This window comes from Oceanobacter sp. ABM4_470, from assembly GCF_056158645.1.
In genome coordinates this window covers 1,607,857-1,631,537 of sequence record NZ_JBSWTR010000001.1, presented here as the reverse complement: position 1 = coordinate 1,631,537, position 23,681 = coordinate 1,607,857, and the positions used below count along the sequence as shown (strand labels likewise).

14 protein-coding genes, 2 tRNA genes and 1 pseudogene are annotated in these 23,681 nt (G+C 53.8%); 10 read left to right on the top strand and 7 right to left on the bottom strand.

Annotated elements, in window-relative coordinates; genetic code table 11:
• Positions 1 to 546 precede the first annotated feature (546 nt).
• The 5 genes from sbcD to ACXADJ_RS07195 all read left to right on the top strand — a co-directional run bounded on the left by sbcD (position 547) and on the right by ACXADJ_RS07195 (position 11,254).
• Positions 547 to 1,923 carry an exonuclease subunit SbcD gene (sbcD, locus tag ACXADJ_RS07215; protein ID WP_475064300.1) on the top strand — a complete coding sequence of 459 codons (1,377 nt, stop codon included), beginning with the start codon at positions 547 to 549 and terminating at the stop codon, positions 1,921 to 1,923.
• Positions 1,920 to 5,762, top strand: a complete 3,843-nt coding sequence (locus ACXADJ_RS07210) for an AAA family ATPase (protein WP_475064299.1) — start codon at positions 1,920 to 1,922, stop codon at positions 5,760 to 5,762. Before sbcD ends, ACXADJ_RS07210 begins: the two co-directional genes overlap by 4 nt.
• Before the next feature lie 99 nt (positions 5,763 to 5,861).
• Positions 5,862 to 7,823: an acyltransferase family protein gene (locus ACXADJ_RS07205; protein WP_475064298.1), complete on the top strand. Its 1,962-nt coding sequence runs from the start codon at positions 5,862 to 5,864 to the stop codon at positions 7,821 to 7,823.
• Between the two features lie 84 nt (positions 7,824 to 7,907).
• Complete coding sequence (locus tag ACXADJ_RS07200) at positions 7,908 to 9,962, top strand: capsular polysaccharide biosynthesis protein (protein ID WP_475064297.1); 2,055 nt, start codon at positions 7,908 to 7,910, stop codon at positions 9,960 to 9,962.
• A gap of 68 nt (positions 9,963 to 10,030) precedes the next feature.
• Entirely contained in the window at positions 10,031 to 11,254 is a 1,224-nt protein-coding gene (locus ACXADJ_RS07195) for a S1C family serine protease (RefSeq protein WP_475064296.1), read from the top strand.
• Between the two features lie 49 nt (positions 11,255 to 11,303).
• Here ACXADJ_RS07195 and ACXADJ_RS07190 read toward each other — a convergent pair whose 3' ends face one another.
• Positions 11,304 to 13,670, bottom strand: coding sequence for a fatty acid cis/trans isomerase (locus ACXADJ_RS07190; RefSeq protein ID WP_475064295.1), 2,367 nt, complete (start codon positions 13,668 to 13,670; stop codon positions 11,304 to 11,306).
• A gap of 48 nt (positions 13,671 to 13,718) precedes the next feature.
• A complete protein-coding gene (locus ACXADJ_RS07185) occupies positions 13,719 to 14,933 on the bottom strand; it encodes an MFS transporter (RefSeq protein WP_475064294.1) in 1,215 nt (404 codons plus the stop codon).
• Between the two features lie 447 nt (positions 14,934 to 15,380).
• On the opposite strand from ACXADJ_RS07185, the gene ACXADJ_RS07180 reads away from it, so the two are divergent.
• The gene (locus tag ACXADJ_RS07180) at positions 15,381 to 16,256 is read left to right on the top strand and encodes a LysR family transcriptional regulator (RefSeq protein WP_475064293.1); all 876 of its coding nucleotides are present in this window, start codon (positions 15,381 to 15,383) and stop codon (positions 16,254 to 16,256) included.
• 108 nt (positions 16,257 to 16,364) lie between these two features.
• On the opposite strand, the gene ACXADJ_RS07175 is transcribed toward ACXADJ_RS07180, so the two are convergent.
• Entirely contained in the window at positions 16,365 to 17,828 is a 1,464-nt protein-coding gene (locus ACXADJ_RS07175) for a leucyl aminopeptidase (RefSeq protein ID WP_475064292.1), read from the bottom strand.
• A 40-nt stretch (positions 17,829 to 17,868) separates the two neighbouring features.
• Here ACXADJ_RS07175 and lptF point away from each other — a divergent pair.
• Together lptF and lptG are read left to right on the top strand one after the other, a co-directional pair.
• Positions 17,869 to 19,124: pseudogene (gene lptF / locus ACXADJ_RS07170) on the top strand (LPS export ABC transporter permease LptF).
• On the top strand, positions 19,121 to 20,200 hold the full coding sequence (lptG, locus tag ACXADJ_RS07165) for an LPS export ABC transporter permease LptG (protein WP_475064291.1): 1,080 nt from the start codon (positions 19,121 to 19,123) through the stop codon (positions 20,198 to 20,200). Before lptF ends, lptG begins: the two are co-directional and overlap by 4 nt.
• A gap of 34 nt (positions 20,201 to 20,234) precedes the next feature.
• Here lptG and ACXADJ_RS07160 read toward each other — a convergent pair whose 3' ends face one another.
• Complete coding sequence (locus ACXADJ_RS07160) at positions 20,235 to 20,678, bottom strand: RDD family protein (protein ID WP_475064290.1); 444 nt, start codon at positions 20,676 to 20,678, stop codon at positions 20,235 to 20,237.
• Positions 20,679 to 20,855: 177 nt separating this feature from the next.
• On the opposite strand from ACXADJ_RS07160, the gene pdxH reads away from it, so the two are divergent.
• Positions 20,856 to 21,494: a pyridoxamine 5'-phosphate oxidase gene (gene pdxH / locus ACXADJ_RS07155; protein WP_475064289.1), complete on the top strand. Its 639-nt coding sequence runs from the start codon at positions 20,856 to 20,858 to the stop codon at positions 21,492 to 21,494.
• A 181-nt stretch (positions 21,495 to 21,675) separates the two neighbouring features.
• Here pdxH and ACXADJ_RS07150 read toward each other — a convergent pair.
• Together ACXADJ_RS07150 and ACXADJ_RS07145 are read right to left on the bottom strand one after the other, a co-directional pair.
• Positions 21,676 to 21,752: transfer RNA gene (locus ACXADJ_RS07150), tRNA-Met, on the bottom strand.
• Between the two features lie 85 nt (positions 21,753 to 21,837).
• A tRNA-Met gene (locus ACXADJ_RS07145) sits at positions 21,838 to 21,914 on the bottom strand.
• 564 nt (positions 21,915 to 22,478) lie between these two features.
• Here ACXADJ_RS07145 and ACXADJ_RS07140 point away from each other — a divergent pair.
• Positions 22,479 to 23,171, top strand: coding sequence for an FKBP-type peptidyl-prolyl cis-trans isomerase (locus ACXADJ_RS07140; protein WP_028292930.1), 693 nt, complete (start codon positions 22,479 to 22,481; stop codon positions 23,169 to 23,171).
• A 90-nt stretch (positions 23,172 to 23,261) separates the two neighbouring features.
• On the opposite strand, the gene ACXADJ_RS07135 is transcribed toward ACXADJ_RS07140, so the two are convergent.
• The gene (locus tag ACXADJ_RS07135; RefSeq protein ID WP_475064288.1) at positions 23,262 to 23,528 is read right to left on the bottom strand and encodes a hypothetical protein; all 267 of its coding nucleotides are present in this window, start codon (positions 23,526 to 23,528) and stop codon (positions 23,262 to 23,264) included.
• Positions 23,529 to 23,681: the final 153 nt, after the last annotated feature.

Genomic DNA, 23,681 nt, shown 5'->3' with positions numbered 1-23,681 from the left:
GGTTTGAACTTGTTTTTAATGTTGTGCTTCTTTGTCTGGTTGGCCGATTTTTTGGCGATTGTTAATGAAGTAAAAATGGGAGTGGAGTTCGTTAAGTACCAAGGTTTTTCTCCTTTTATCTGTCTTTTGTTGGTCCTTCCTATATTTCAGTTCTTTTACCTTATCACTTATGTTTTGCTTGGAAAGGGGAGTCAGTTTTCAATATTTTTTTTCTTTTTTTTGTTTGTGATTATCTCTATATCCCTTGAAGGGTACTTCCAGTCTTTGATAGACGATCATAATTATGTCGAGTGCGTTGATTTGAAAGAGAGCATGACCTTCTCAACGTTTCATGTTTACTCAAAATCAGGGCAATGTGACGACTATCAAGGCTGAATATTGCTCGTTTTTAGTTCCTATTGATAATTAGGGAATTCGATATTTGAGACATTATGTTGCAAAATACGATGGCCTTGTCTAATTGGAACGTTCTGTTATCGGTTTGATGGTATTTCCGACATGCTATCATGCCGCTTTCCGCGTCACCGATAGCAGCTCCAATATCCCATGAACCTCCTCCATACCTCCGACTGGCATCTTGGCCAGAACTTCTACACCCAAAGCCGCAAGGCCGAGCATCAGCAGTTTCTGGATTGGCTGCTGGTGCAGGTGCAAACCCATGCCATTGATGCCGTGATCGTGGCCGGTGATGTGTTCGATACCGGTGCGCCGCCGAGTTACGCCCGTGAGTTGTATAACCTATTTATTGTTAAGTTGAACGCGCTGAACTGCACGCTGGTGGTGTTGGGGGGCAACCACGATTCGGTATCGACCCTGAATGAATCCCGCGAGTTGCTGGCGTGTTTGAATACCCATGTGATTGCTGGTGTGAATGCAGAAGATCTGTCCGATCAGGTGTTAGAAATTACGTCACGGGATGCGGCGTCGGGTAATTCTGAAGCGGTGGCGGTGGTGTGTGCGATTCCGTTTGTGCGCCCTAGGGATGTGTTGCTGAGCCAGGCGGGGGAGTCTGGCGATCAGAAGCGCATTGCGTTGGGTGAGGCGATTTCGCAGTTGTACCAGCAGGTGTATCAGCTGGCGGTTGAGCGTCGTGAGGCTATTCAGCAGCGCATGGGCAAGCGGGTGCCGATTATTGCTACCGGCCATTTAACCGCGCTGGGGGTAAAGCAGTCGGAGTCCGTTCGGGATATTTATATCGGCACGCTGGATGGCTTTGATGCGGCGGGGTTTCCTCCAGCAGATTACATTGCGCTGGGGCATATTCATCGGCCCCAGATCGTCGCGAAGAACCCGTGCATTCGTTATAGCGGCTCGCCGATTCCATTGAGTTTTGATGAGCTGAAGTCGCCGAAGCAGGTGGTGAAGGTGTCGTTTGCGGAGGCGGACGACGGCGGGCTGGCGCGGACGATTGAGCCGCTTGAGGTGCCAGTGTTTCAACCGATGGCGGTGTTGAAGGGCGATCTGGCCTCGATTGAGCAGCAGTTGCAGGCGTTTGCCGGTGTTGCAGACGTTGGTTGCGGGCCAGCGGCCCGCGCTCCCGGGGAGTTTGATAGCAAAGTAAAAACTACCTGGCTCGCGATTCAGGTTGATAGTCAGGAGTTTCTGGCGGATTTGCCGCAGCGGGTGCAGGCGCTGACGGAGGGCTTGCCGGTGGAGGTGTTGCAGTTAAAACGCGCCCGCGATCATCGCCGCACCGCCATGAGCCAGCAACAGCAGGAAACCCTCGCTGAGCTGACGCCACAAGATGTCTTTGAACAACGGCTGTCGCAGTTGGTGTTTGAAGGTGACGATGAAAAAGCCCTGCTTGAACGTATGCATACTCAGTTCCGCCAGATCGTCGAAGAAATCGAGCATGAGCACAGCCCTGTGGGCGGAGAAACCCATGCTGATTCAGACGGCCAGACTGGGGAGAACAAAATATGAAAATCCTCAGCTTGCAGTTCAAGAACCTGAACTCTCTTAAGGGCGAATGGAAGATCGATTTCACTCGTTCGCCGTTCGCCGATAACGGCCTGTTCGCCATTACCGGGCCGACCGGGGCGGGCAAGTCGACGCTGCTGGATGCCATTTGTCTGGCCTTGTATCACCAGACCCCGCGTCTGGGGCTGATCTCTACCACCAGTAACGAAATCATGACCCGTGGCACCGCCGAGTGTTCGGCAGAGGTGCATTTCGAGGTCAAGGGCAAAACCTACCGCGCCCACTGGAGCATGCGCCGTTCGCGTAACAAGCCCGATGGTAACCTGCAACAGGCCACGGTTGAGCTGGCCGAGCTATTGGCTAGCGGTTCTGACAGCGAACAAACGGGCGAAGCAAAAGTACTGGCCAACCAGATCAAGCAAAAAGCCGAGCTGACCCAGCAAATTACCGGTCTCGATTTTGCCCGTTTTACCCGTTCCATGATGCTGTCGCAGGGGCAGTTTGCCGCCTTTCTGAACGCCAAAGAGAGTGAGCGCGCCGAGCTGCTGGAGGAACTGACTGGCACCGAAATTTACGGCCAGATTTCCGCACGGGTGTACGACACCTTCAAACAGTCTGAAAGCCGTTTGAAAGAATTGCAGGCCGAAGCCAACGGTGTGCAGTTGTTGTCGGCGGAAGCGCTTGAATCCCTTGAAAAAGAACTGGCTGAGGTTCAGCAACAGTACGCAGACGTCAAGCAACAGCTGGATGCCACTAACGCCCGTTTGAGCTGGTGGCAGCAGCTGGATCAGGCAAAGCGAACGCACGGTGCGGCCGATGAACGGGTAAAACAGGCAGCAGGTGCTCTGGATCAGGCCAAGCCGGAGTTGCAGCGTTTGGCTCACAGCGAACCGGCGGAAAAACTGCGTACTCCCCACAGCTTGCTTGCCGACAGTCGTGCCCAGTTAAACAAGTTGCAGCAACAACTGGCAGAGAAACAACAGCAGGAACAGGCGCTTCAAGCCAATTTGAACGCTGCCGAAGCCGAGCAAACCAGGCTGCAGTATGCCTTGCAACAAGCCAAAGACGCCCAGCAGAAGCACGAAGAACTGATTAACGATCAGGTGCTTCCGCTCGATCACAAGATTGCCAGCCACGTTGAAAAGCGCGCTGGGCTAAGTAAGCAACTGCAAGAACAACAAGCCAAACAGCAGGCTGTCAAAACCGGGCTGGATAGGAACACCGCTGCCCTGGCAGAGCGTCAGCAAAGCCTGAAAACCACCGAAGCCTGGCTGCAAAGCCATCAGGCCGATCAATCGCTGGAGCGCTATCTGGATCAGTGGCGTTATATGGCCAACGATATGGCCAAACAGACCAATAGCCTCAACGAGCTGAATCACAAAATCAGCCAGTTGCAGCAACAACTGGCGGAACAGCAGCAGACACAATCCAGTCAGAAACAGCAATTGGCACAGGCGCAGCAGACGACGGATCAGGCCCAGCAGCAGTGGCAGCAAGCCAGTCAGCAGCTGGATCAGGCGGTACAAGAGCTTGGTCTGACCGAAGCGCAAGGCATGCCCTCGGCACTGGAGCAGCTACAGCAACAGCAGAGTTTTCTGCAGCATCAGCAAAGTCAGTTATTAACGTTGAAACATCAGCAGCAGAACTGGTGGCACTGGCAAAATGAAGCGACAGATAAACAGGGACAGCTGCAGCAGCTTACCCTGCAACAGCAAACGCTGGAGCAGCAACGTGGTGGCTTGCGGGCTGAATACAAACGCCTGAAAGATCTGTTGGCGGCGTATCGACAGTTGGTCAGCCAGGATGAACAGCTGGCGCATTATCGGGCGATGCTGCAGGCCAGTGATGCTTGCCCGCTGTGTGGCTCCCACGAGCATCCGGCACTGGATCATTCGCTGCCGGAGAATGGCCAGAATATGGGAGAAAGCGCAGGCAATATTCGCAAGCGTGATGAAACCGAGCAGCAATTTATTGCCGTGGAAGAGCAGGGCAAGCAATTAAAAGCCGACCTCGAATCCAATGGCCGTCAACAGCAGGAACTGAATCAACGACTTCAGCAGATCACCCGGGAACAACAGTCGCTGGTGTCTGATTGGCAGCAAATCGATCTGTCGGCGGTTATTCAGGCGGCGCTGGAAATTCACGATCAGGCGGGCTTACAGGCGTTCGAGCAGCAGCATGTACAACAACAGCAGCAATGCGATAGCGCGCTGGATCAATTACGTCAGTTGCACAAGCAGAGTGATGAAAGCAAGGCGAGGTTCGATAACCAACAGCAGCAACTAACCCGCTTGCAGGCCGAAGTGCAGGTGTTCACGGGCAAGCTGGAACATGCCCGGAGTGAGCTGGCTAACAAGCAGCAGGAGCAAGCTACTGCTGTACAGTCGTTAGAGTCGGCACGGCAGGCGTTTGTTACTCAACTGGCTCAGCTGGGCTATCAGACACCTGAACCGCAGCAACTGACGGAGTGGTTTGCAACCGGGCTTGATCAATGGCTTGAACAGAAGCAGCAAGACAGCCAGCAATGGCAGCAACACAGTCAGCAGCGCGATGAATTTGGGCGTCAGATATTCGAGCTGGAAAGTAAGCTGGGCACTGAGCAAAAGCAGTGGGACGAGTGTTCGACGCTGGTGCAGGAGTGTCAGGCTGAGCTGACCACGCTGGACGAATTGCTGCAGCAGCTGAACCAGCAGCGTCATCAGTTGTTTGGTGAGCAAACCGTTGAAGCCGCTCGTGCGGCCATGAAGCAATCCCTGGTGACGGTTGAAGAGGCGTTTGCAAAAGCCCAGACCGAACATCAGCAACTGGCTCATCAGCACAGTGCCTTGAGTGCCGAACTGGGCAGCTGGCAGCAGTCGATTGATGACACTCAAAAGCAGTTGGCTGAACGAGAGGACGCATGGCAAGTCGCGCTGGAAAACAGCCCGTTTGAGTCAAAGCAAGAGGTGTTGGCAGCGCTGTTGGAGGAAGCGGAGCTGCAGCGACTGCGGCAAACAAAGCAGAATCTGGACCGGGAGCTGAGCCAGGCTCAGGCGTTGTTGCAGAGTGCCGAAGAGGTGCTGCAAAAACTGCATAGCCACGAGCAGGTGGAGCAGTTCCAACAAGTTGACAAGGCTGCCACCGAGGCCGAACAGGTAGAGTTGGCGCAGCAGCAGGAGCAGTTGAGTGGCCGCCGTGGAGAGATTAACCACGCGCTGCTGTCAGACCAGCAACGGCGTGAAAGCCAGCAAGCCTTGTTTGCGAAAATTGATCAGCAGCAGGCGGCCTACGACGACATTCAGTATCTGAACTCCCTGATTGGTTCTGCCAATGGCGATAAATTCCGCAAGTTCGCCCAAGGCCTGACACTCGATCACCTGGTGATGTTGGCCAACAACCAATTGGAGCGTTTGCATGGGCGCTACCTGCTTAGCCGTAAAAACGCTGTGGATGGCAAAGGTGGGGCGGAAGGTAAGAGTGGGGCCGATGAAAAGCATGCCAGTGGCCTGGAGCTGAGTGTGGTGGACACCTGGCAAGGCGATATCGAGCGCGATACCAAAACCCTGTCGGGCGGCGAGAGCTTTTTGGTGAGCCTGGCGTTGGCGTTGGCGCTGTCGGATTTGGTCAGCCATAAAACCAGCATCGACTCACTGTTCCTCGATGAAGGCTTTGGCACCCTTGATCGGGAAACCCTGGATGTCGCGCTGGATGCCCTCGACAACCTCAATGCCAGCGGCAAGATGATCGGTGTAATCAGCCATATCGACGCTATGAAAGAGCGTATTCCGGTGCAGTTAAAAGTGACCAAGAAAAGCGGTCTGGGCATTAGTGAACTGGCACCGGAGTTTAGGGTGTCGTCATAACCCGTCGCATGCAAACGGCACCAATCCGTACATGTGTTAGCAGCGCGATTTTTGAAAAACCTTGGCCCTCACATACGGAAAGGTAAACAGGAAACGATTTTGAAATATCGGGCGGACATTGATGGACTGCGGGCACTGGCGATTGTGCCTGTAGTGCTCTTTCACGCAGGGATTAGCGGATTTTCCGGCGGCTTCGTTGGGGTCGATATCTTCTTTGTAATCAGTGGGTTCCTGATCACTTCTATCTTGTTGGAAGAGCAGGCAAGGGGCGAGTTTAGCCTCACGAAGTTCTACGAACGGCGCATCCGGCGCATTGCGCCAGCACTGTTCCTGATGATGTTTGCTTGTATCCCGTTTGCCTGGCTATGGATGCTGCCAGAGCAGATGGCGAGTTTTTCCGACAGCTTGTCTGGGGCCGCGCTGTCGGTTTCCAATATGGTGTTCTGGAGTGAGAGTGGCTACTTCGCCGCCGCGGCGGAAGAAAAACCCCTGTTGCACACCTGGAGCCTGGCGGTGGAAGAGCAGTTCTATTTGTTGTTTCCGCTGTTATTGGGTTGGTTGTGGAAGAAAGGTAGGGCCAGCTTGGTAAAGTGGCTGGTGGTGATTGCTGCGCTGAGTTTGCTGCTGTCTGAATGGGGCTGGCGCCATGAACCAACCGCCAATTTCTTTTTTGCATTAAGTCGGGCGTGGGAGCTGCTGGCGGGTGCGCTGGCTGCCTGTTGTGTGAGGGCCGGTTGGGCACGTGCTCATAATGGCCTGTCTTTGGTTGGTCTTGTTATGTTGTTGGTCGCTATCTTCGGATTTGATGACCAGCTGCCGTTTCCCGGTGTGTACGCCGTGGTGCCCGTTCTGGGTGCCGTGCTGGTGATTATGTTCGGCGGTTCAGAAACGCTGGTTGGTCGGCTACTGGGACAAAAGCCATTGGTTTTTGTCGGACTGATCAGTTATTCGACTTACCTATGGCATCAGCCGCTCTTCGCCTATTCACGAATCCGAACGACAGAAGACCCGGGCATGATGGAAATGACTGCCTTGACGGTGGCGTCGTTTGTTTTGGGGTATATGGGTTATCGGTTTGTCGAGCAGCTATTCAGGCGCCGGGAGCGGTTTTCGTCGAAGTTTATGTTCCGGTTCTTTTTTGCTGGTACCACCTTGTTCATCGCGGTGGGTGCGGCGGGTAATCTGACCGAGGGTTGGCCGCAGCGCTTCGAGCAACCGGCATTTGTTGAGCAAGGCAAGTTTGCCTTGCCTTCACGTTCACAGGGCTTTTGCTTCTACGACTTTAATACCGATAAAACACTGAAGTCGGGTGGTGCTGGTCTTGAGTGCTCAATGGGGTCGGAAGGCGTAGAAAGCCCGGAAAGCTTGGATAGCTTGGATAGCTTGGATAGAACGCAGGGTTCAAATGAGAAAAAAGCACCGTCAGTGCTGCTGTTCGGTGATTCCTTTGCAGCCCAGTGGGAACCTTATTTCAAAAAGATGGCTGCCAAACAGTCGCTGCAGCTGCATAGCGTGACCACCAACTGGTGCTTTCCTTCACTGGGCCATGGTAGTACAGCGAAGGTTGGCCACCGCTCTCGTAGCCAATGCGACATGAACCGAGCCTGGTTTACCAACCATTATCAGGACTACGACGTAATCGTGCTGGCCGGAGCCTGGTATCAGGTGTGGCAGCATCAGCTGTCGGAAGAGGTTGAGGATCTGATTCGCCACGTTGCTCAGAACCCGGACGTGCAAGTGGTTGTGCTGGATGTGCCGCCGCTTTTCCGGCGTGATTCGGTTGAGCGAGCGGTGTATTTCACCGACCAAAACGTGTTGGCCGATCCATTGAAAGCGGACCCCGCACAGGCTTTCTGGAAGCAGCTGGTTAGCAACTTGGCTGACGTGCCGCGAGTTCGGTTGATTGATCAGCGCGACCTCGGGTTTACTTCCGCACGTGGCTATAAAACCGAAGAGGGTTACCCGTATTCGCTGGATGGCTCTCACCTGTCGGTTTATGGCAGCGAAAGGCTTTATGCTGAAAACCCTGTCCTGGCCAAGCAGATATTGGATCTGTTGTAGTATCCGAGCTGTTGGCCAGACCTGCTGGATGTCTGACTTGTGATACGATGGCGGCTGTTTCCTGTCGCCAACACAAGGACTTCCATGGCATCCCCAGAAGTACCCCGTTCCTCGCAGCCTGCGGCTGTTTCTCCGTCCAAAGGTGTTTTGGCTAATCGTATTGTTCAGGCGCTGTGGCGTTGTGGTTCTTTTCCCGTTTCTGGTAGTGCCAGGCCTGCAAGCACTTCTGTTGAAGTGCTGGGCTGGGGGCGGAAGGCGTCTGGTTTCAAGGCCATCAAGCAAGCGCAGGCCAAAGGTCTGCCGTTCTGGTTGTTGGAGGATGGGTTTGTCCGCTCGTTAGGGCGGGAAGACGATTCCTTGTCGTTGGTGCAGGATGACTTGGGCATTCACTACGATGCCACTGCGCCGTCCCGGCTGGAGTCGCTGATTCCACAGCCTCTCTCGGACCAACAGCAACAGCGCGCGGATGCCATAGCCGAGCAATGGCGTCGTTTGAATATTTCCAAATACAACGCCGCGCCAGATTACACCGGCGAGTTGCCGGACGATTTTGTTCTGGTGGTGGATCAGGTGGCGGGTGATGCCTCCATCGCCTACGGTCTGGCCGATGCGGAACGGTTCCGGCAAATGCTGACGGCAGCATTGGATGAAAACCCGCTTTCTGCCGTGGTGCTGAAAGTTCACCCTGATGCTTACACTCGCGCCAAGGCCGGACATTTTGATCTGGCGACGCTAAAGCATCCACGACTGCAGGTGATTGCCGAGAACTGCCATCCGGGCAGGCTGCTGTCTAACGCTCGCATGGTTTATACCGTTACCTCTCAAATGGGGTTTGAAGCCCTGATGTGGGGTAAGCCGGTTCGCTGCTTTGGTATGCCGTTCTATGCGGGTTGGGGGCTGACCCATGACGTGCTGGACGCGCCAATGCGACGTCGTCAGGCGGCGGTGGTTAAGGTTCGTTTGCAGCAACTGGTTCATGCGGTACTGGTGTCTTACAGCCGTTATATGGACCCGGAAACCGAGCAGGAAACGGACATTGAAACCGTGATGAGGCTGATCCATTTGCAGCGTCAGCAGTGGCTGAAAAACCATGCGCTTGGCACTGTGCATGCGGTTGGCTTTTCGCGTTGGAAAAAGCCGATTTTGCAGGACTTTCTCTATGGTGCGGATGTTCATTTTTGCAACAAGGCGGAGGAGGTTCCTGCGGGAGCAACGCTGGTGCGTTGGGGAGTAAAACCGGTGTCCGAGGCTCTTGCAGGCAAGTTGAAACGAGTCATTCGGGTTGAAGACGGCTTCTTGCGTTCATCCGGTTTGGGAGCGGATTTGATTCGTCCGCTGTCGTGGGTGTTTGATGATCAGGGAATGTATTACGACGCCACTCAGCCATCGCGTCTGGAGCTCATTCTGGCTAACCACGAATTTGATGATGCCACTCTCGACAGCGCCCGAAACCTGCGTAAAACCATCGTCAGTGCGCGTATTTCCAAGTACAACCTGACCGCTGGTGACTGGGTGCCGGGTGGTGCTGCGAAAGGCCAGAAGGTGGTGCTGGTGCCTGGTCAGGTAGAGTCCGATGCGTCGATCAGAACCGGCGCTGGAAAGATCAAGACCAATCTGGATTTGCTCAAAGCCGCCCGAGCAGCCGAGCCGGATGCCTGGCTGGTGTTCAAACCGCACCCGGATGTGATGGCAGGCTTACGCAGCAAGGACGTTGCTATGGCGGAATACGAAGCCATTTGTGATGAAATTGTTCTCGCTGGGGATTCATCTCAAATGCTGGAGCAGGTGCATGCGGTCCATACCATGACGTCATTGCTGGGCTTTGAAGCCTTGCTGCGTGAGCGCGAAGTGTATTGCTATGGGATGCCGTTTTACGCCGGTTGGGGCATCACCTACGATGAGTTCAAAAATCCGCGGCGCAGTCGTCAGCGGTCGCTGGATGAGCTGGTGGCCGCCGCACTGATGGAATATCCGTCGTATGTAAGTGCCAAATCCAGACGCTTCAGCAGCGCTGAGCGCATTGTGGCTGAGCTTCAGCGCTGGAAAGCCAATGGACCGTCGAAAATGCCGTTGTGGCGACAGGCTTTGAGGGTGGTGTTGCGGTTGTGGGTTGCAACGGGGATTCGCAAGGAAGTTTGATAACGTTGTACTCAACCCGAGACTCACTAATGAATTTAACGTCTCTGGTCCAGTTAAGGAGAGAAAACTTGAAACTATTTTGGGTTGTTATTTTGACAACGCTTGTGTCGGCGTGTGCAGTTAAACGAGTAGATGTTTCTAATGTTCAGGCCGATGTCGCTTATCGGGAATCATTGCCCATAAAAGGCGCTATTTCTGTTTTTGTTCCGGGTGATGAGGCGGAAAAAAAGCTTGTCACTTTATATGTCGGTAACTGGACGGTCTTTGAACCGGGCAAGGATCTTGAAAAAGCGAGCCCCGAGGTGTCAGCAAGATTTTTTGAAACAGTGAGCGATTTCTCACCAGAGACTCCGATTCACTATCTGTTGAAACTCGAAGGCGACGCGGAGCTTGATTTGATTTGGGGTCAATACACGGCTACTTTGCATGCCCGACTCTATAATAAGGATGGTGTATTGGTCGACAGTCGTGAAGTTCAGGGAAAGGTTATTTCGCCGAAAGCGAACGATCCCAATGCATTTTATAATGCTTACGTTAAAGCGTTGTTTACATATTTCGACGAGCTGATGGTCTCTCATGGGGAAGAGATTAATCGGTATGTAAGCACCAATGTCAAAAGTGTGGCTTCTTTTGGCAGTTCTGAGGCATTGAAATCATTGCCTATTCTGAAGACAGGCAGTGGTTTTTACATAAACGGCGGCGGAGCTGTCGCAACAAACCACCATGTAGTCGACGGCTGTTTGAGCTTGTCGGTGAGCCAAGGAGATGACGAGCGTAAGGTTGAGCTCATCTTCGCAGATGAGGAACGTGATCTTGCTGTTCTGGACTCTGGTGCGCAAGTTAAGCAATACGCTGTATTGTCGGAAGAAGAAGGACGCCTTGGCGAAAAGGTAATCACGGTTGGTTACCCCTTGTATGGAATCCTTTCTGACTCAGCTACATTAACAAGTGGTGATATCAGCGCTTTGTCTGGCTTCAAGGGAAATAGCGATTTTCTTCAAGTATCGGCGCCAGTACAGCAAGGAAATAGTGGGGGCCCATTGTTGAACAACAAGGGACTCGTGTATGGCGTGGTACAGGGTAAGCTGAATGCCATTCAATTGGCTCATGCCACAGGTGACATTGCTCAAAACATCAACTTTGCGGTGAAGAGCAGCAGCCTCAAGGAGTTTCTTGATGAAGCCAAAGTACCTTTCGAATCTGCAAAATCCGCAGCCAAGCTGGGTATGGAAACGCCGGATATTGCAGATGAAGCGACTGCTTATACTGTTCAGGTAATGTGTCGTGGCTAGCAATGGCTGACAGTGATGCGCCAGTGAAATTACACTGGCGCAGAACACCTTATCGATTTTCCAAGCGGTTGTAGTCCAGAATGCCGCTGGCCAAAGGCTCCTGCTGGCGGTACAGCTCGGCAATTTGGTCGCTGACGTCCCAAAACGCAGGGTGGGTCCGGCGCACGCCAAAATCTCCCAATAGCTGACGGTAATCGGCTTCGGTTTTCATATTGCCAATGGCGTCGACCAATTCAGGCAGCTGCTTTTCCTCGGTTTTTAAAATCACATTCGGGTAGTCGCCCACCGAGCCACTGGCCAGCGTTAGCGTATCTTCCGATGGCAATAACGCCGCGTCCTCGTCCAGCAAGGAGTTGATGTTGCTGTGGCCGCGGTTGTGAACGACGCTGATGATGTCGACCGGTTTGCCATCGCGGGTGACGAGTATTTTGGCCACTTCCGGCAGCGCCTTCAGGCTTTTGCCCTTGAAGGTTTCCAACGCGTTCAGTGCCTGTTTGGCATCGTCTGACAGCGGGCTGCTGGCAATTTCGTATTGACGGTTGATTACTGGCTGCAAGCGTTTGGCAAAGATCTCGTACAGTTCTTCTTTCGGGTTGTCGGTTTTGAAGTCGATGGCCGATTCAACGTCAACGTGGCTGTAGTCGCCGAACATGTAGTCTTTTACGTCGTCGTCCGCGTTGCGATACCAGAATTTGCGGGTTTTCACGCGTTCATCTTTTGGCAGGAACAGCAGGAAGTTCATTTCGCCTTCCATTCGCAGGAAGTCCATGTACATGCGCGTGACCAGCTGGTGGCCGAGGTTGCCATAGACGTCAAAACCCGCCACCAGCAAGTAGTGAATGCGCTCCAGCAGTGGGTAGTCGATCACCCAGGCCGTTTTCGGCGGTTGGCCCAGTAAGCCTTGCACCACGGTGGCATTGTCGAAGTGGCGCATCACGGTCAGGGCAGCGTTGGCGTTGGTGCCATAGCCATCCCAGATGAGGGTTTCATCCAGCGGCAGGCGATTGTTCATCTCCTTTTCAATCAGTGCGCTCTTGGCCTTGAGGTACTGTTTCTGTTTGTCCGAGAACTTCAGCCATGACGTCAGCGGCAGGGCATTACTGGACTGCTCTGCGGGCATGTCGAGCTGCTGAGCCTGATTCTGCAGGAAGTTGGCGGCATCTTCGCCGTAGTTGATGTCCGGATTAACGAAGTACACCCAAAACTGTTCGTTAATCACATTCACTGCCACCTGGCCACGGCACACGGGCCCTTTGATAAAGGCCATGATGGTTTCGCGCGCGTGCTCCAGCAGGAAACGATAGCGGCCATCCGCCGGTAGCTGCACAAATGCCTTGAACGGGTTGCTGGCGACTTCCGGTTGGTATCCCGGTAACTGGGACACCTGATAGTCAGGGTCCAGCAGGTAGCTTTTCCATTCGTTCCAGCGCGCGTCGTTCAGCGTGAATGGAATATGGTTCTTGGCGGTGACGGTTTCTCGCTCCGGCATCAGTCGATACCAGACCCGCTCGACCTTGGGGTCGTCGTAAGGACGGCGAGTGGCGATTACCTTGATGTCTTGCCCTGGCGGGGTGCTGGAACGAACCAGTCGAAAGTGGGCGGCTTCACGGTCTTTGTTGTTATCGCCAAGGTACAAGGAGTACAGGTAGATGTGTTCGTAAATATAACGGCTGACCAGGCGGTTTTTCAGGGCGTCGCCGTTAAAGCGTTGTTCCCACAATCGTACTTCTGACAGGGTATCGGCCGACAACGGTCGGTCAGATGGCATCAGGGCGCCGCGTTCCATCCAGCTGGTAAGGGTGCTGTATTCGGCATCGGTCAGCTGTGGCAGGCCGTAGGGCATGCCCCAGTTAGGCCGTTCAGCGCTGAACTGACTGTAGGTTTCTACGGTTGGACATTGCTGATCACGGTTCAGTGCAAAGTCGTAGCTGCTGTCGAGAATCGGATGGTCAAAACTGCCTTGTTGTTGGCGCAGGGCTATGGCCCGATACATCAGGCTGGCAGCCAGATTGGCCTCGCTAGTGGAGCGACGCTCGTTCAGCACTGGTTTGAAGCCCATGTCACGCCATTGCTGGGTGGTTTGGGCATCCAGATACAAGCGTTTGGGATCTGATGCCAGCAAGCGGGTGCCGTCGTACACCACTTCCTTGTTGAGGCCACGGGCAATACCGGCGGTAGAGGTTAACTTGAGCTGGCAGGGAGCGTCGTAGCAGGCGTGGCACGCAACACAGCGGTTTTCAAGAATGGGCGCAACGTCGTCGTTGTAGAACTTGCCCTCGAAACTGTCCCAGGCCACCGTGCGGCTTTTGGGGCTGCTGGTGCCGTACTGATCGTCGAAAGACTGTGCGGCCAATACCGCACAGCCGCTGGTGAACAGGATCAGCAGGGCGATCCAGACTCGGCTGGTAGAAAACATGCGTGGGAAAACCTTCTGGGTTTGTTGGCGCTGTTCTCTGTTGTTTACTCAGTGTACAGCGTTCTTATTCACCAGCTCTGATGCCGTACGCTGGTGAGCGTTCCGTAAAACGTTGCTCAACAATAGCGTACCTGCCAGCACCAGCACAGACCCAAGCACCACGCCTTGCCAATGATTCCACTGCCAGAACAGGTTCAGATACAAGCCGCCGGTACTGGCGCCAACGTAGTAGAACAGCAGGTACAGTGAGCTGGCGCTGGCTTTTGCCCGTTCCGCATTGCGGCTAACCCAGCTGCTGGCACTTGAATGAGCGAAGAAAAATCCGAAGCTATTGATAAAGAAGCCCAGAATAATCACCGGCAGTGACGGCACCAGAGTGACCAGAGTGCCAACAATCAGTATGGAACTGCCAGCCATCATGCACTGGGGTTGGCCAAAGCGTTTGCCCAGCTTGCCAGACAGCGTGGAGCCCAGGGTGCCGGTCAAATAGGTGAGGAACATCAGTCCCAAAAATTGTGGGCTAAGCCAGTAGGGATCGGCTTCCAGCACAAAGGTGATGAAGCTGTACTGATTAACAAAGATAAAGAAGTTGAAGCCGCCCAGCAGAAAGGCGGGCAACAGCCGCGGGTTCGACAGGTGCAGTTTCATGTCGGCCAGCATGTGTTGGGGTTTGAACGGGCGACGATGAAAGTTTTGCTGTTTGGGCAGCAGCATCAACACGGCCAGCCAAACAACGACGCCCATGCAGCCAACCACCACAAAGGCTTCGTGCCAGCCGAGGTGCTCACCGGCAAACCCGCCAATCACCCGGCCACCAATGCCGCCCAGAGAGTTGGCAGCAATGTACAGCCCAACGGCCGACATCAGGGCATCGGAGTCGAATTCTTCGGCCATGTAGGCCACGGCGATGGCAGGCAGGCCCGCGAGGAAAATACCCTGTAGAGCTCGCAACGCCAGCAGTGTGTGGTAATCGTTCACCCAATACAGCGATAGGGTCACGACGGCTACGCCCGCCATACTGCCAATCATCAGCCAGCGGCGGCCAATGGCATCCGAGGCTGCGCCGTAGAAAATCAGCGCGGCTCCCAGCGTTAGCGTTGAAATGGTCAGGGAGTAACTGGCCTGCAAGGGCGATACACCAAATTCCCTTGCCAGCATCGGCAGCAAAGGCTGGGTGACGTAAAGGTTGGAAAACACCATAAAAGAGCCAAGGCAAAGTGCCAGTGTGATTCGCCACCAGGCGGCGGTGCCACTTGTGATCATGCGGGTCTACCGAAAGAGAAGTTACAGGCGAACTATAGGCTTCCGCTTTCCATCATAAAAATATATGTTTGATATGGTTTTAATCAAAATCTGTTATGCATACATTGGTCGAATGAGCGGCTGTGTTTCTTCCTACTTAATGGGGACATCTATTTAATCCTGCACGGCTCTGCGCGAGTGTTGCCGTTGTTCAGTGCAAGGCGACGGATGCAGCGAAATGACGAGTCCTTTTCAAATCGGGCCGCGTAGGTTCGTCAACACAGCACTGGGCGGCGGCAACCCGCGCCCTGCGGGGGCTGCCGGATGATCTCGACTCTGTGTCGCCGACTTTTGACTTGACCCGTCAGGCCTGCAAGTCGGCTTCGTGATTTGAAACCACCCGGTAGCCCAGAGTGAGCACCGGATTAAATAGATGTCCCCTAATCAATGTCCCCAAAAGGCTATCAAATGGATTACAAGGCACTCAGTTACTTTCACGAAGTGGCCCGGCTGCAAAGTTTTACCCGTGCGGCGGAAAGCCTGGATGTGGCTCAGCCGGCGGTGAGCATGGCCATCAAGCGTTTGGAACAGCAGCTGCAATTGACGTTGTTTCATCGTCGGGATCGGCAAATATCGCTGACGGATGAGGGTCAGCGCTTGTTCAAGCAGGCTCATCGTATCATTCAGGCAATGACCGATGCCGACCTGGAGATGGAAGAGCTGCGCGGCCTTCAGCGAGGCGTGGTGCAATTGGGTACGCCGAGCATGCTGGGCTCCTACTATTTCCCGCCGATGATCATGGCGTTCAAACACAAATACCCGAACCTGAATTTATCGGTGCATGAAGGCGGCGCCTGGCAGTTGCAGCAGTTGCTGGAAAAGGGCGAGCTGGATCTGGCGGTTATCGAATCGGGTGAGGTGTCTGAAAACATTGAATCTGTGCCGATTCTGCGGGAAGAAATGCGCGTTGTGGTGCCACAGGACCACCCGTTTGCCAGCCGGGAGTCGGTATCGCCGGAAGAATTTTTACAGCAGGAGCTGGTGATCTTCAGGCCGGGTTACTTTCACCGCAGGGTGTTGGACCAGATGGCGGAAAGCGCTGGCATTCAACCGGCGATCAGCTTTGAAACCAATCTGTTGCCGTTGATTCGGTCAATTGTGAAACAGGGGTTCGGTATTTCGACGTTATTGAATATGGCCGTCGAGAACGACCCGGAATTGGTAACGGTGTCGTTTGATCCGCCCATTGAGCTGGATTTGTGTTTGGCGTGGCGGAAGGATGGCTATTTATCGAAGGCCAATCAGGCGTTTGTGGAATTTATTCTGGAGAACGTTCGGCTGTGATGGCGGGAGTCGGGCATCGAGTTTCGGGTTTCGAGAAAGACGAGGGAAAAGCGCATTTATTGGCAGGGCTGATATCAGCCCTGCCAATAAACACAAGTGGTGCAGTACTTACTTATTCAGCAAGTAGTTCACCAGCAGGGCAACCGGACGGCCAGTGGCCCCTTTGGCTGCGCCACCGTTCCAGGCTGTGCCTGCAATGTCCAGGTGCGCCCAAGGCGTGCCTTCAGTAAAGCGGCTGAGGAAGCAAGCAGCGGTGGTTGCGCCAGCCAGTGGGCCACCAATGTTGGCCATGTCGGCAAAGTTGGAATCCAGCAGTTCCTGGTAGTCATCTTCCAGCGGCAGACGCCATACCTTGTCCTGGCTGTAGGCGGCAGCGGATTGCAGCTGCTCTGCCATGTCTTCGTCCTGGGTGAACAGGCCGGAGTTCACATTGCCCAGCGCGGCCATACAAGCACCGGTCAGGGTGGCAATGTCTACCACGGAGGCTGGCTTGTAGTTGTCGATGCCATAGGTCAGGGCATCACACAGCACCAGACGGCCTTCGGCGTCGGTGTTGAGGATTTCAATGGTTTTTCCAGACAGACTGGTCACCACGTCACCCGGCTTGGAAGCGTTACCCGCAGGCATGTTTTCAGCGCTGGTTACCATCGCCAGTACGTTGATTTTTGGCTTCAGCGCCAGCAGTGCTTTCACGGTGCCGAACACAGACGCCGCGCCGCACATGTCGTACTTCATTTCGTCCATCTTGGCGCCCGGCTTCAGGCTGATACCGCCGGTGTCGAAGGTGATGCCTTTGCCCAACACCATGTGTGGGGCTTCGTCGGCGTTTTCGGCGCCCTTGTACTGCATCACAATGATTTTGCCCGGCTCGCTGGAGCCTTTGGCTACGGAGTAGAAAGCACCTGCCCCCATTTCTGCCAGTTTTTCCTGGTCCAGAATGGTGGTTTCCAGCGAGAAGTCTGCGGTCAGTGAAATAGCTTGCTCGGCCAACCAGGTTGGGGTGCAAATGTTTGGTGGCATGTTGCCCAGTTCTTTGGCGAAGTTCATGCCTTCACCAATCGCAGCACCTTTCAGCAGGGCCGCAGATACGTCAGAGCCAATCCAGCTAACGCTGTCAGCTTGTTTCGGGGCATCTTCAGGCTGTGGTTTGGTTTCAGTGAACTTGTAGCTGTTGCCGGTAAAGGCAATGGCTGCTTGCTCCGCCCACCAGCTTTCTGGCAGTTCGTCGCTGGCCAGTTCGCTAATGGCCAGGGCCACTTCGCCTTCACGCTTCAGGGTTGCATTGGCAACGGCATTCAGAATTTTGATGGCTGCCGTGGCTTTAGGCGCTTCTTTTCCGGTACCTACCAACAATACGCGCTTGGCTGCGATGCCACTAACGGCTGGCAGCAGCAGGGTTTCACCGCTCTTGCCCTTGATGTCGCCTTCTTCAAAGCGTTGGGTCAAAAAGCCGTTGGATGCTTCATCAATGAGCTTGGCAGCGTCGGACAGCTTGCCTGACTGGTCGATAGTGACCACAATACACGCCGCTTGAACTTCGGCCGCAGATTGTTGGGATACCTGGTATTTCATAAGTGCTCCTGCTGGGAACGTTAGTGGCAGACCCCGGTCGATGTCACTGCCGGATCTGAATTCCATAGATGCTTATAATGTGCGTGCAGTTTCAGGAAAAACAAGTGGTGAATGGACAGCTTTGTTTCATATCAGTTATCGATCGGGCGTTAAAGCCTGTAGTGGCTGTGCGCTATGCTTCATCATCCGGATTCTTTATCGTTTAACAGAGACTAGGCTCTTTCCCTTGATCATTTTTCGCTATCTGGCCAGAGAGCTGGCCGGGTCCTTGTTTGCCGTCACCATTGTGCTGCTGATGATTTTGATGAGTGGCCGCCTGATTCGCCAGCTGGCCGCCGCTGCCGCCGGTGAGGTGTCGCTCGATATCGTATTTTTCACACTGGTGCTGCGGCTGCCGTCCTTTCTGGAAATGATTCTGCCGTTGGCGCTGTTTATCGCCATTTTGCTGGCTTACGGCCGTCTGTATGCAGAAAACGAGATGACGGTACTGACGGCGACCGGTTTTTCCAACCGCAAGCTGCTTTTATACACCGCAGGTCCTGCTGCTGCCATCGCACTGGTGGTGGGTTCGTTCAGTTTGTATCTGAGCCCTGGGGGGCTCAGCAAATGGAAGGGCTTTACAAAAAGCAGGCCCAGCTGACCGAGTTTGAACTGCTGGCGCCGGGGCGCTTCCAGAGCATGAAAGGTGGTTCCAGGACCACCTATGCGGAATCGCTGTCGGACGACAAAACCCAAATGAACAATGTGTTTATCACCGATGGGAATTCCATCCTGCTGGCCAAACGTGGCACCCAGTACGTCTCGGATGAAACCGGTTCCCGTTACCTGGAATTGCACGACGGCAAGCGTTACGACTGGACGCCTGGTAGTCTGGCGTTTCAGACCCTGGATTTTGAGCTGTACGGCGTGAAAATCGCCGATGAGCTGGAAGAGCGCAAAAAGCTTCGTAAGGAAGCGGTACCGACTCTGGATTTGTTTGGTTCGGATGATCCCAAGCATCAGGCGCAGCTGCAGTGGCGGGTGTCGATGGTACTGATGGTACCGATCGTGATGCTGTTGGCGGTGCCTTTGTCGAAGGTAAATCCTCGTCAGGGACGTTTTGCCCGCCTGTTTCCGGCCATCGTGCTGTTTATGGTGTACATCTCGCTGTTGATTGCCATGAAGGGCATGCTCGAAAAAGGCCAGCTCAACCCAACCATTGGTTTGTGGGGCTTGCACGCGGTGTACCTGGTGATCGCAATGGGGTTGTTGGTTGTGCCTGAGTGGCGTCGTCGTTTGAAGGTGAAGTCGCTATGAATATGCTGACCATGAGTCGCCTTGATAACTACGTTGCCCGCAATGTCGTGATGGCCACTTTGGTGGTTGTGGTGGTCATTGTTGGGTTGGATGCCATTTTCACCCTCGTCGACGAGCTGGACCAACTCAAAAACGGCTACCAGTTTCTCGATGCCTTGCAGTTTATGGCGCTGCGTTTGCCTCGGCGCATCTACGAATATATGCCGATGGCTTGTCTGATCGGCTGTTTGGCCGGTCTCGGTGGCATGGCGGCCAGCAGTGAGCTGACGGTCATGCGTGCGGCGGGAATCTCGGTTGGTCGCATTGCTGTTGCGGTGATCAAGCCGATGATGTTGTTGATGGTCGTGAATATGGCCATTGCCGAGTTCGCGGTGCCAACGCTGGAGCGTGTGGCGCAGTCCCAGAAGGCGGTGGCGCAAGGCAAGGGCGATTTGTTATCGAACAAGGGCAAAGGCTTTTGGCATCGTGAAGGGGATACCTTTATGCGATTTACCGCCATTGAGCCTAACGGTGTGCTGCACGGCATCACCCTGTTCCGATTCGATGATAATGCCAATCTGACCAGTATCAGATCCGCCGAGCAGGCTATTTATGAGAACGGCGATTGGCAGATGCAGTCGGTGATTGATATGGAAATCTCCGACCAGAAAACGTCTCAGCAGACGATCGCCTCAATGCCCTGGGATACGGAGCTAACCCCACAAAGCCTCAGTGTTGTGATGATTGAGCCGCGGGATATGTCGATCTCCAATCTGTATGGCTACACCCAATACCTGGAAAAGCAGGGTCTCAATGCAGACAACTACTTGCTGTCGTTCTGGCGTAAGGTAACCCAGCCATTGGGCACTCTGGCACTGGTGGTGCTGGGAATTTCCTTTATCTTTGGCCCATTGCGCTCGGTGACGCCGGGTTACCGGATTTTCTCGGGGATTCTGGTGGGCCTGATTTACAAATACGCAGAGGACCTGTTGGCGCCGGCCAGTATTGTGTTTGGCTTTGAGCCTGTGTGGGCCTCTGTGATCCCGATTGGCGGTTGTATGCTGGTTGGGTTGCTGCTGCTCAGGAAGGCAGGCTGACGGACGTTAGCCTGCTGTTTGTGTGGCTGTCTGTTCAGGTTTTTGGGATATACACCTGATGGGTCAGTGATGCCATGTCGTGCCAGCTACGGCCACGTTTGTCTATCAAGGCCCAGAAATAGCCAATACCAAACACCATCAGCGAAAAGAAGCCGATGCCGGTGCGCAGCATACAATGGCTCAAGCGCACCGGCGTACCGTCTTCCGTTACCAGTTTAATGCGCCAGGCTTTCATGCCGATGGTTTGGCCGCCTCGTCGCCAGGACGTTGAGTAATAGAAGAAGCACATACAGAAAATCATCGAATACACCACAGGTCTTGGCAGCTCGCCCAGTGGCTCTCCACCGGTTGCAGCGGCCGTTACTCCGACCAGGATCAATCCCAGCACCAAAAAGGTGCCTAGCAGTACCAGGGCGTCGTAACTCAGGGCTGCGATGCAGCGAACCAGAGAGGCAGTGGGGTAGTTGTGATCAGACATGGTGCTTCTTGAATCCAGCAGGTTTACCAGTGGGTTAAGGCCGCCGATGTTAGCAGATCGGCTCAGGCCTCACGTCAATTTATTTTCTCGCTAATCAGGCGATAATACCCTTCTCTGCCGGTGCGGACATTGATTTGCACAGGCCCGATTTTGAATTACCGCTAACAGGAGTCAGACATGGTGGATTTGGGTGAAATTCGTAAGGAGTACACTCAGGGACGTCTGGACGAAACCCGGGTTGCTGATAACCCGTTTACTCAGTTTCATGCCTGGTTTGAACAATACCAGGAGACCCGTCCGGAAGAGCCGACGGTGATGACGCTGGCCAGCGTAGACGCCGACGGCCAGCCCTGGCAACGAATTTTGTTGCTGAAGTCCTACGACGACAAAGGCTTTGTCTTCTTCACTAACTACCAAAGCAACAAGGGCATGCAGCTGGACGCCAGCGGCAAGGCCAGCATGCATTTCTTCTGGATTGGTATGGAGCGACAGGTGCAGATTCAGGGGCGGGTGGAGAAGGTGTCTCGCGAGGAATCGGCAGCTTATTTCCATTCCCGTCCACGTCAGAGTCAGCTGGGAGCTTGGGCTTCGCATCAGAGTCGTCCACTGGAAAATCGCGCTGAGCTGGAAGCACGCTTCAATCAGTTGAACGAGGAATATCAGGACAAGGAGATTCCGCTGCCGGATTTCTGGGGCGGCTTCCGACTGATCCCTGAGCGTGTGGAATTTTGGCAGGGTGGTGAGTACCGCCTGCACGATCGTGTTGAGTATCGCCTTGCCGACGGGGGGTGGGCAATCCAGCGCCTGAACCCATAAAACGCATATCAGTGATGGAAGGGCGGTGCACGACTGCTCTTTCTTCACCGCTATTCAGACACTGTCCTGCTGGCACTGCTTTTCTGGCACTGCACGCGTTAGATACGTTGAGAAACAAAAAAGCCCGCAAGATGTGAATCTTGCGGGCTTTTTTAACCCTGCCAAGGCAAGGTTATATAAGTGGTAGCTATGGGCAGACTTGAACTGCCGACCCCAGCATTATGAATGCTGTGCTCTAACCAGCTGAGCTACATAGCCACAGTCGGATACCTTGTAAAAGGTGTTCCTGAAACTGGCTACCTGCTTTAACAAAGCAAGTAGGGTGAGGCGAACCTCGTGTAAGTGGTAGCTATGGGCAGACTTGAACTGCCGACCCCAGCATTATGAATGCTGTGCTCTAACCAGCTGAGCTACATAGCCACTTCACGCTTGCTTTGGCGTTGCTGTGAGGCTGCCTTGGCAAGTGGCGCGTATTATGCCAATCCGATTTTGACTGTCAATCTTTTTTTGCGATTTATTTCAATGAGTTAGCGCTGCACAGCAAAATTGTCAGCGACTGCTATTCTGAATGTGGAGATTCGTTGCGGGTTTGGATCTTAATGCAACGGATTGGCTAATTTCATTAACCTGGTAACAAGTTGGCGCTTTGTGAAAAAGTTAAACGTGGTTTCTTTGTGGATGGTAAGTCTGGTGCTGCTGCCTGGCTGCGACACGGGAATGAATGACTTGGGTGAACTGAGTGACCGCGAATTGCGGCACCGCAATTACGAGTGTCAGATGGCAACAAATTTGGGTGCGGCCAAGCTTCAGGTGTGTGCAAATCTCAAGCGTGAATGCGAGCGCAGGGCCAAAGCGGGCCATTATGCCTGTTAGAGGCCGTTTACATTGTGTAGGATGTCCTGCCGAACGCGCTGCCTCTCAAATGAAACCTTTCGGGGGTAGTGTTGCCATAGGGCATTCATATATTTGAGACGAGACACAAGCATGAATTTGATGAAGTCCGTACCCGTTATCTTGTTGGGTACTTTGATTTTGGCCGGTTGTGGCCAGGAGGAAAAAGTGAAATTGGAAAACCACATCGACCAGGCGAGCTACGGCGTTGGTTTGAATATTGGTCGTCAGCTGTCTCAGGAAGATGTTGAGATGAATGCCGATGCGGTTGCAGCAGGTATTAAAGACGCGCTGGCTAAAGCAGAACAGCAGGTATCTGACGAAGACATTCAGGCTGCTTTCGAGAAAATCCGTGAAGACCAGATGCGTAAGCAAGAAGCTCTGAACGACGCAGCCGCCAAAGCCAGCGAAGACTTCCTGGCTGAGAACGCCAAGAAAGACGGCGTTCAGGTAACTGATAGCGGCCTGCAGTACGAAGTACTGACCGCTGTTGAAGGTGATGCGCCAAAGCCAACTGCTGCTGACACCGTTAAGGTTCACTACCACGGCACCTTGATCGACGGCACTGTATTCGACAGCTCTGTTGAGCGTGGCGAGCCAATCGAATTCCCACTGGGTAACGTTATCCCGGGTTGGACTGAAGGTGTTCAGCTGATGAAGGTTGGTGAGAAGTTCAAGTTCACCATCCCGGCCGAGCTGGCCTACGGTGCTCGTAGCCCAAGCCCGAAAATCCCTGCAAACTCTGCACTGGTCTTCGAAGTTGAGCTGCTGGATATCGTCAAGTAATCCAGAGCCAATAAAAAACCCGCGAAAGCGGGTTTTTTTATGTCTGTTATTTGGCCATGCCGTTTATCTGACAGGGCTGGGCTGGAAGGATCAGGCTCTGGCCTCTGTTTCCAATTCTGAGCTGCTTTCGTCTTCTTGCGTATCTTCCTGTAGTGCAGGGGTGTCAATGTACCCTTCGATGTCCCTGAGTGTTCTTGTGACTCTGCGTTTCATAAAGTCGGATATCTCAAATGCTTTATTGCAGTGGCGGCAGGTCACGTTGGGCTGTTCGGACAGTTTTGCCAAGGAAAAGGCGGTGTTGGCGTCGCAGTCCGGGCAGGGCACAGGGAATTGAACAGATTTGGCAAGTTGAGTCATGGTTCACCAATACAGCTAGCTAGGTAGTGAATTTGGTAAACAGGCTATAGCAAAATGAGACGATTAAGAAGGTGGGTTTGTTACAACTGGCACTTCTAAACACAAATGAAGATCAATAAAACTAACGCGAGAAAGATTTGACCGGACGGCCGT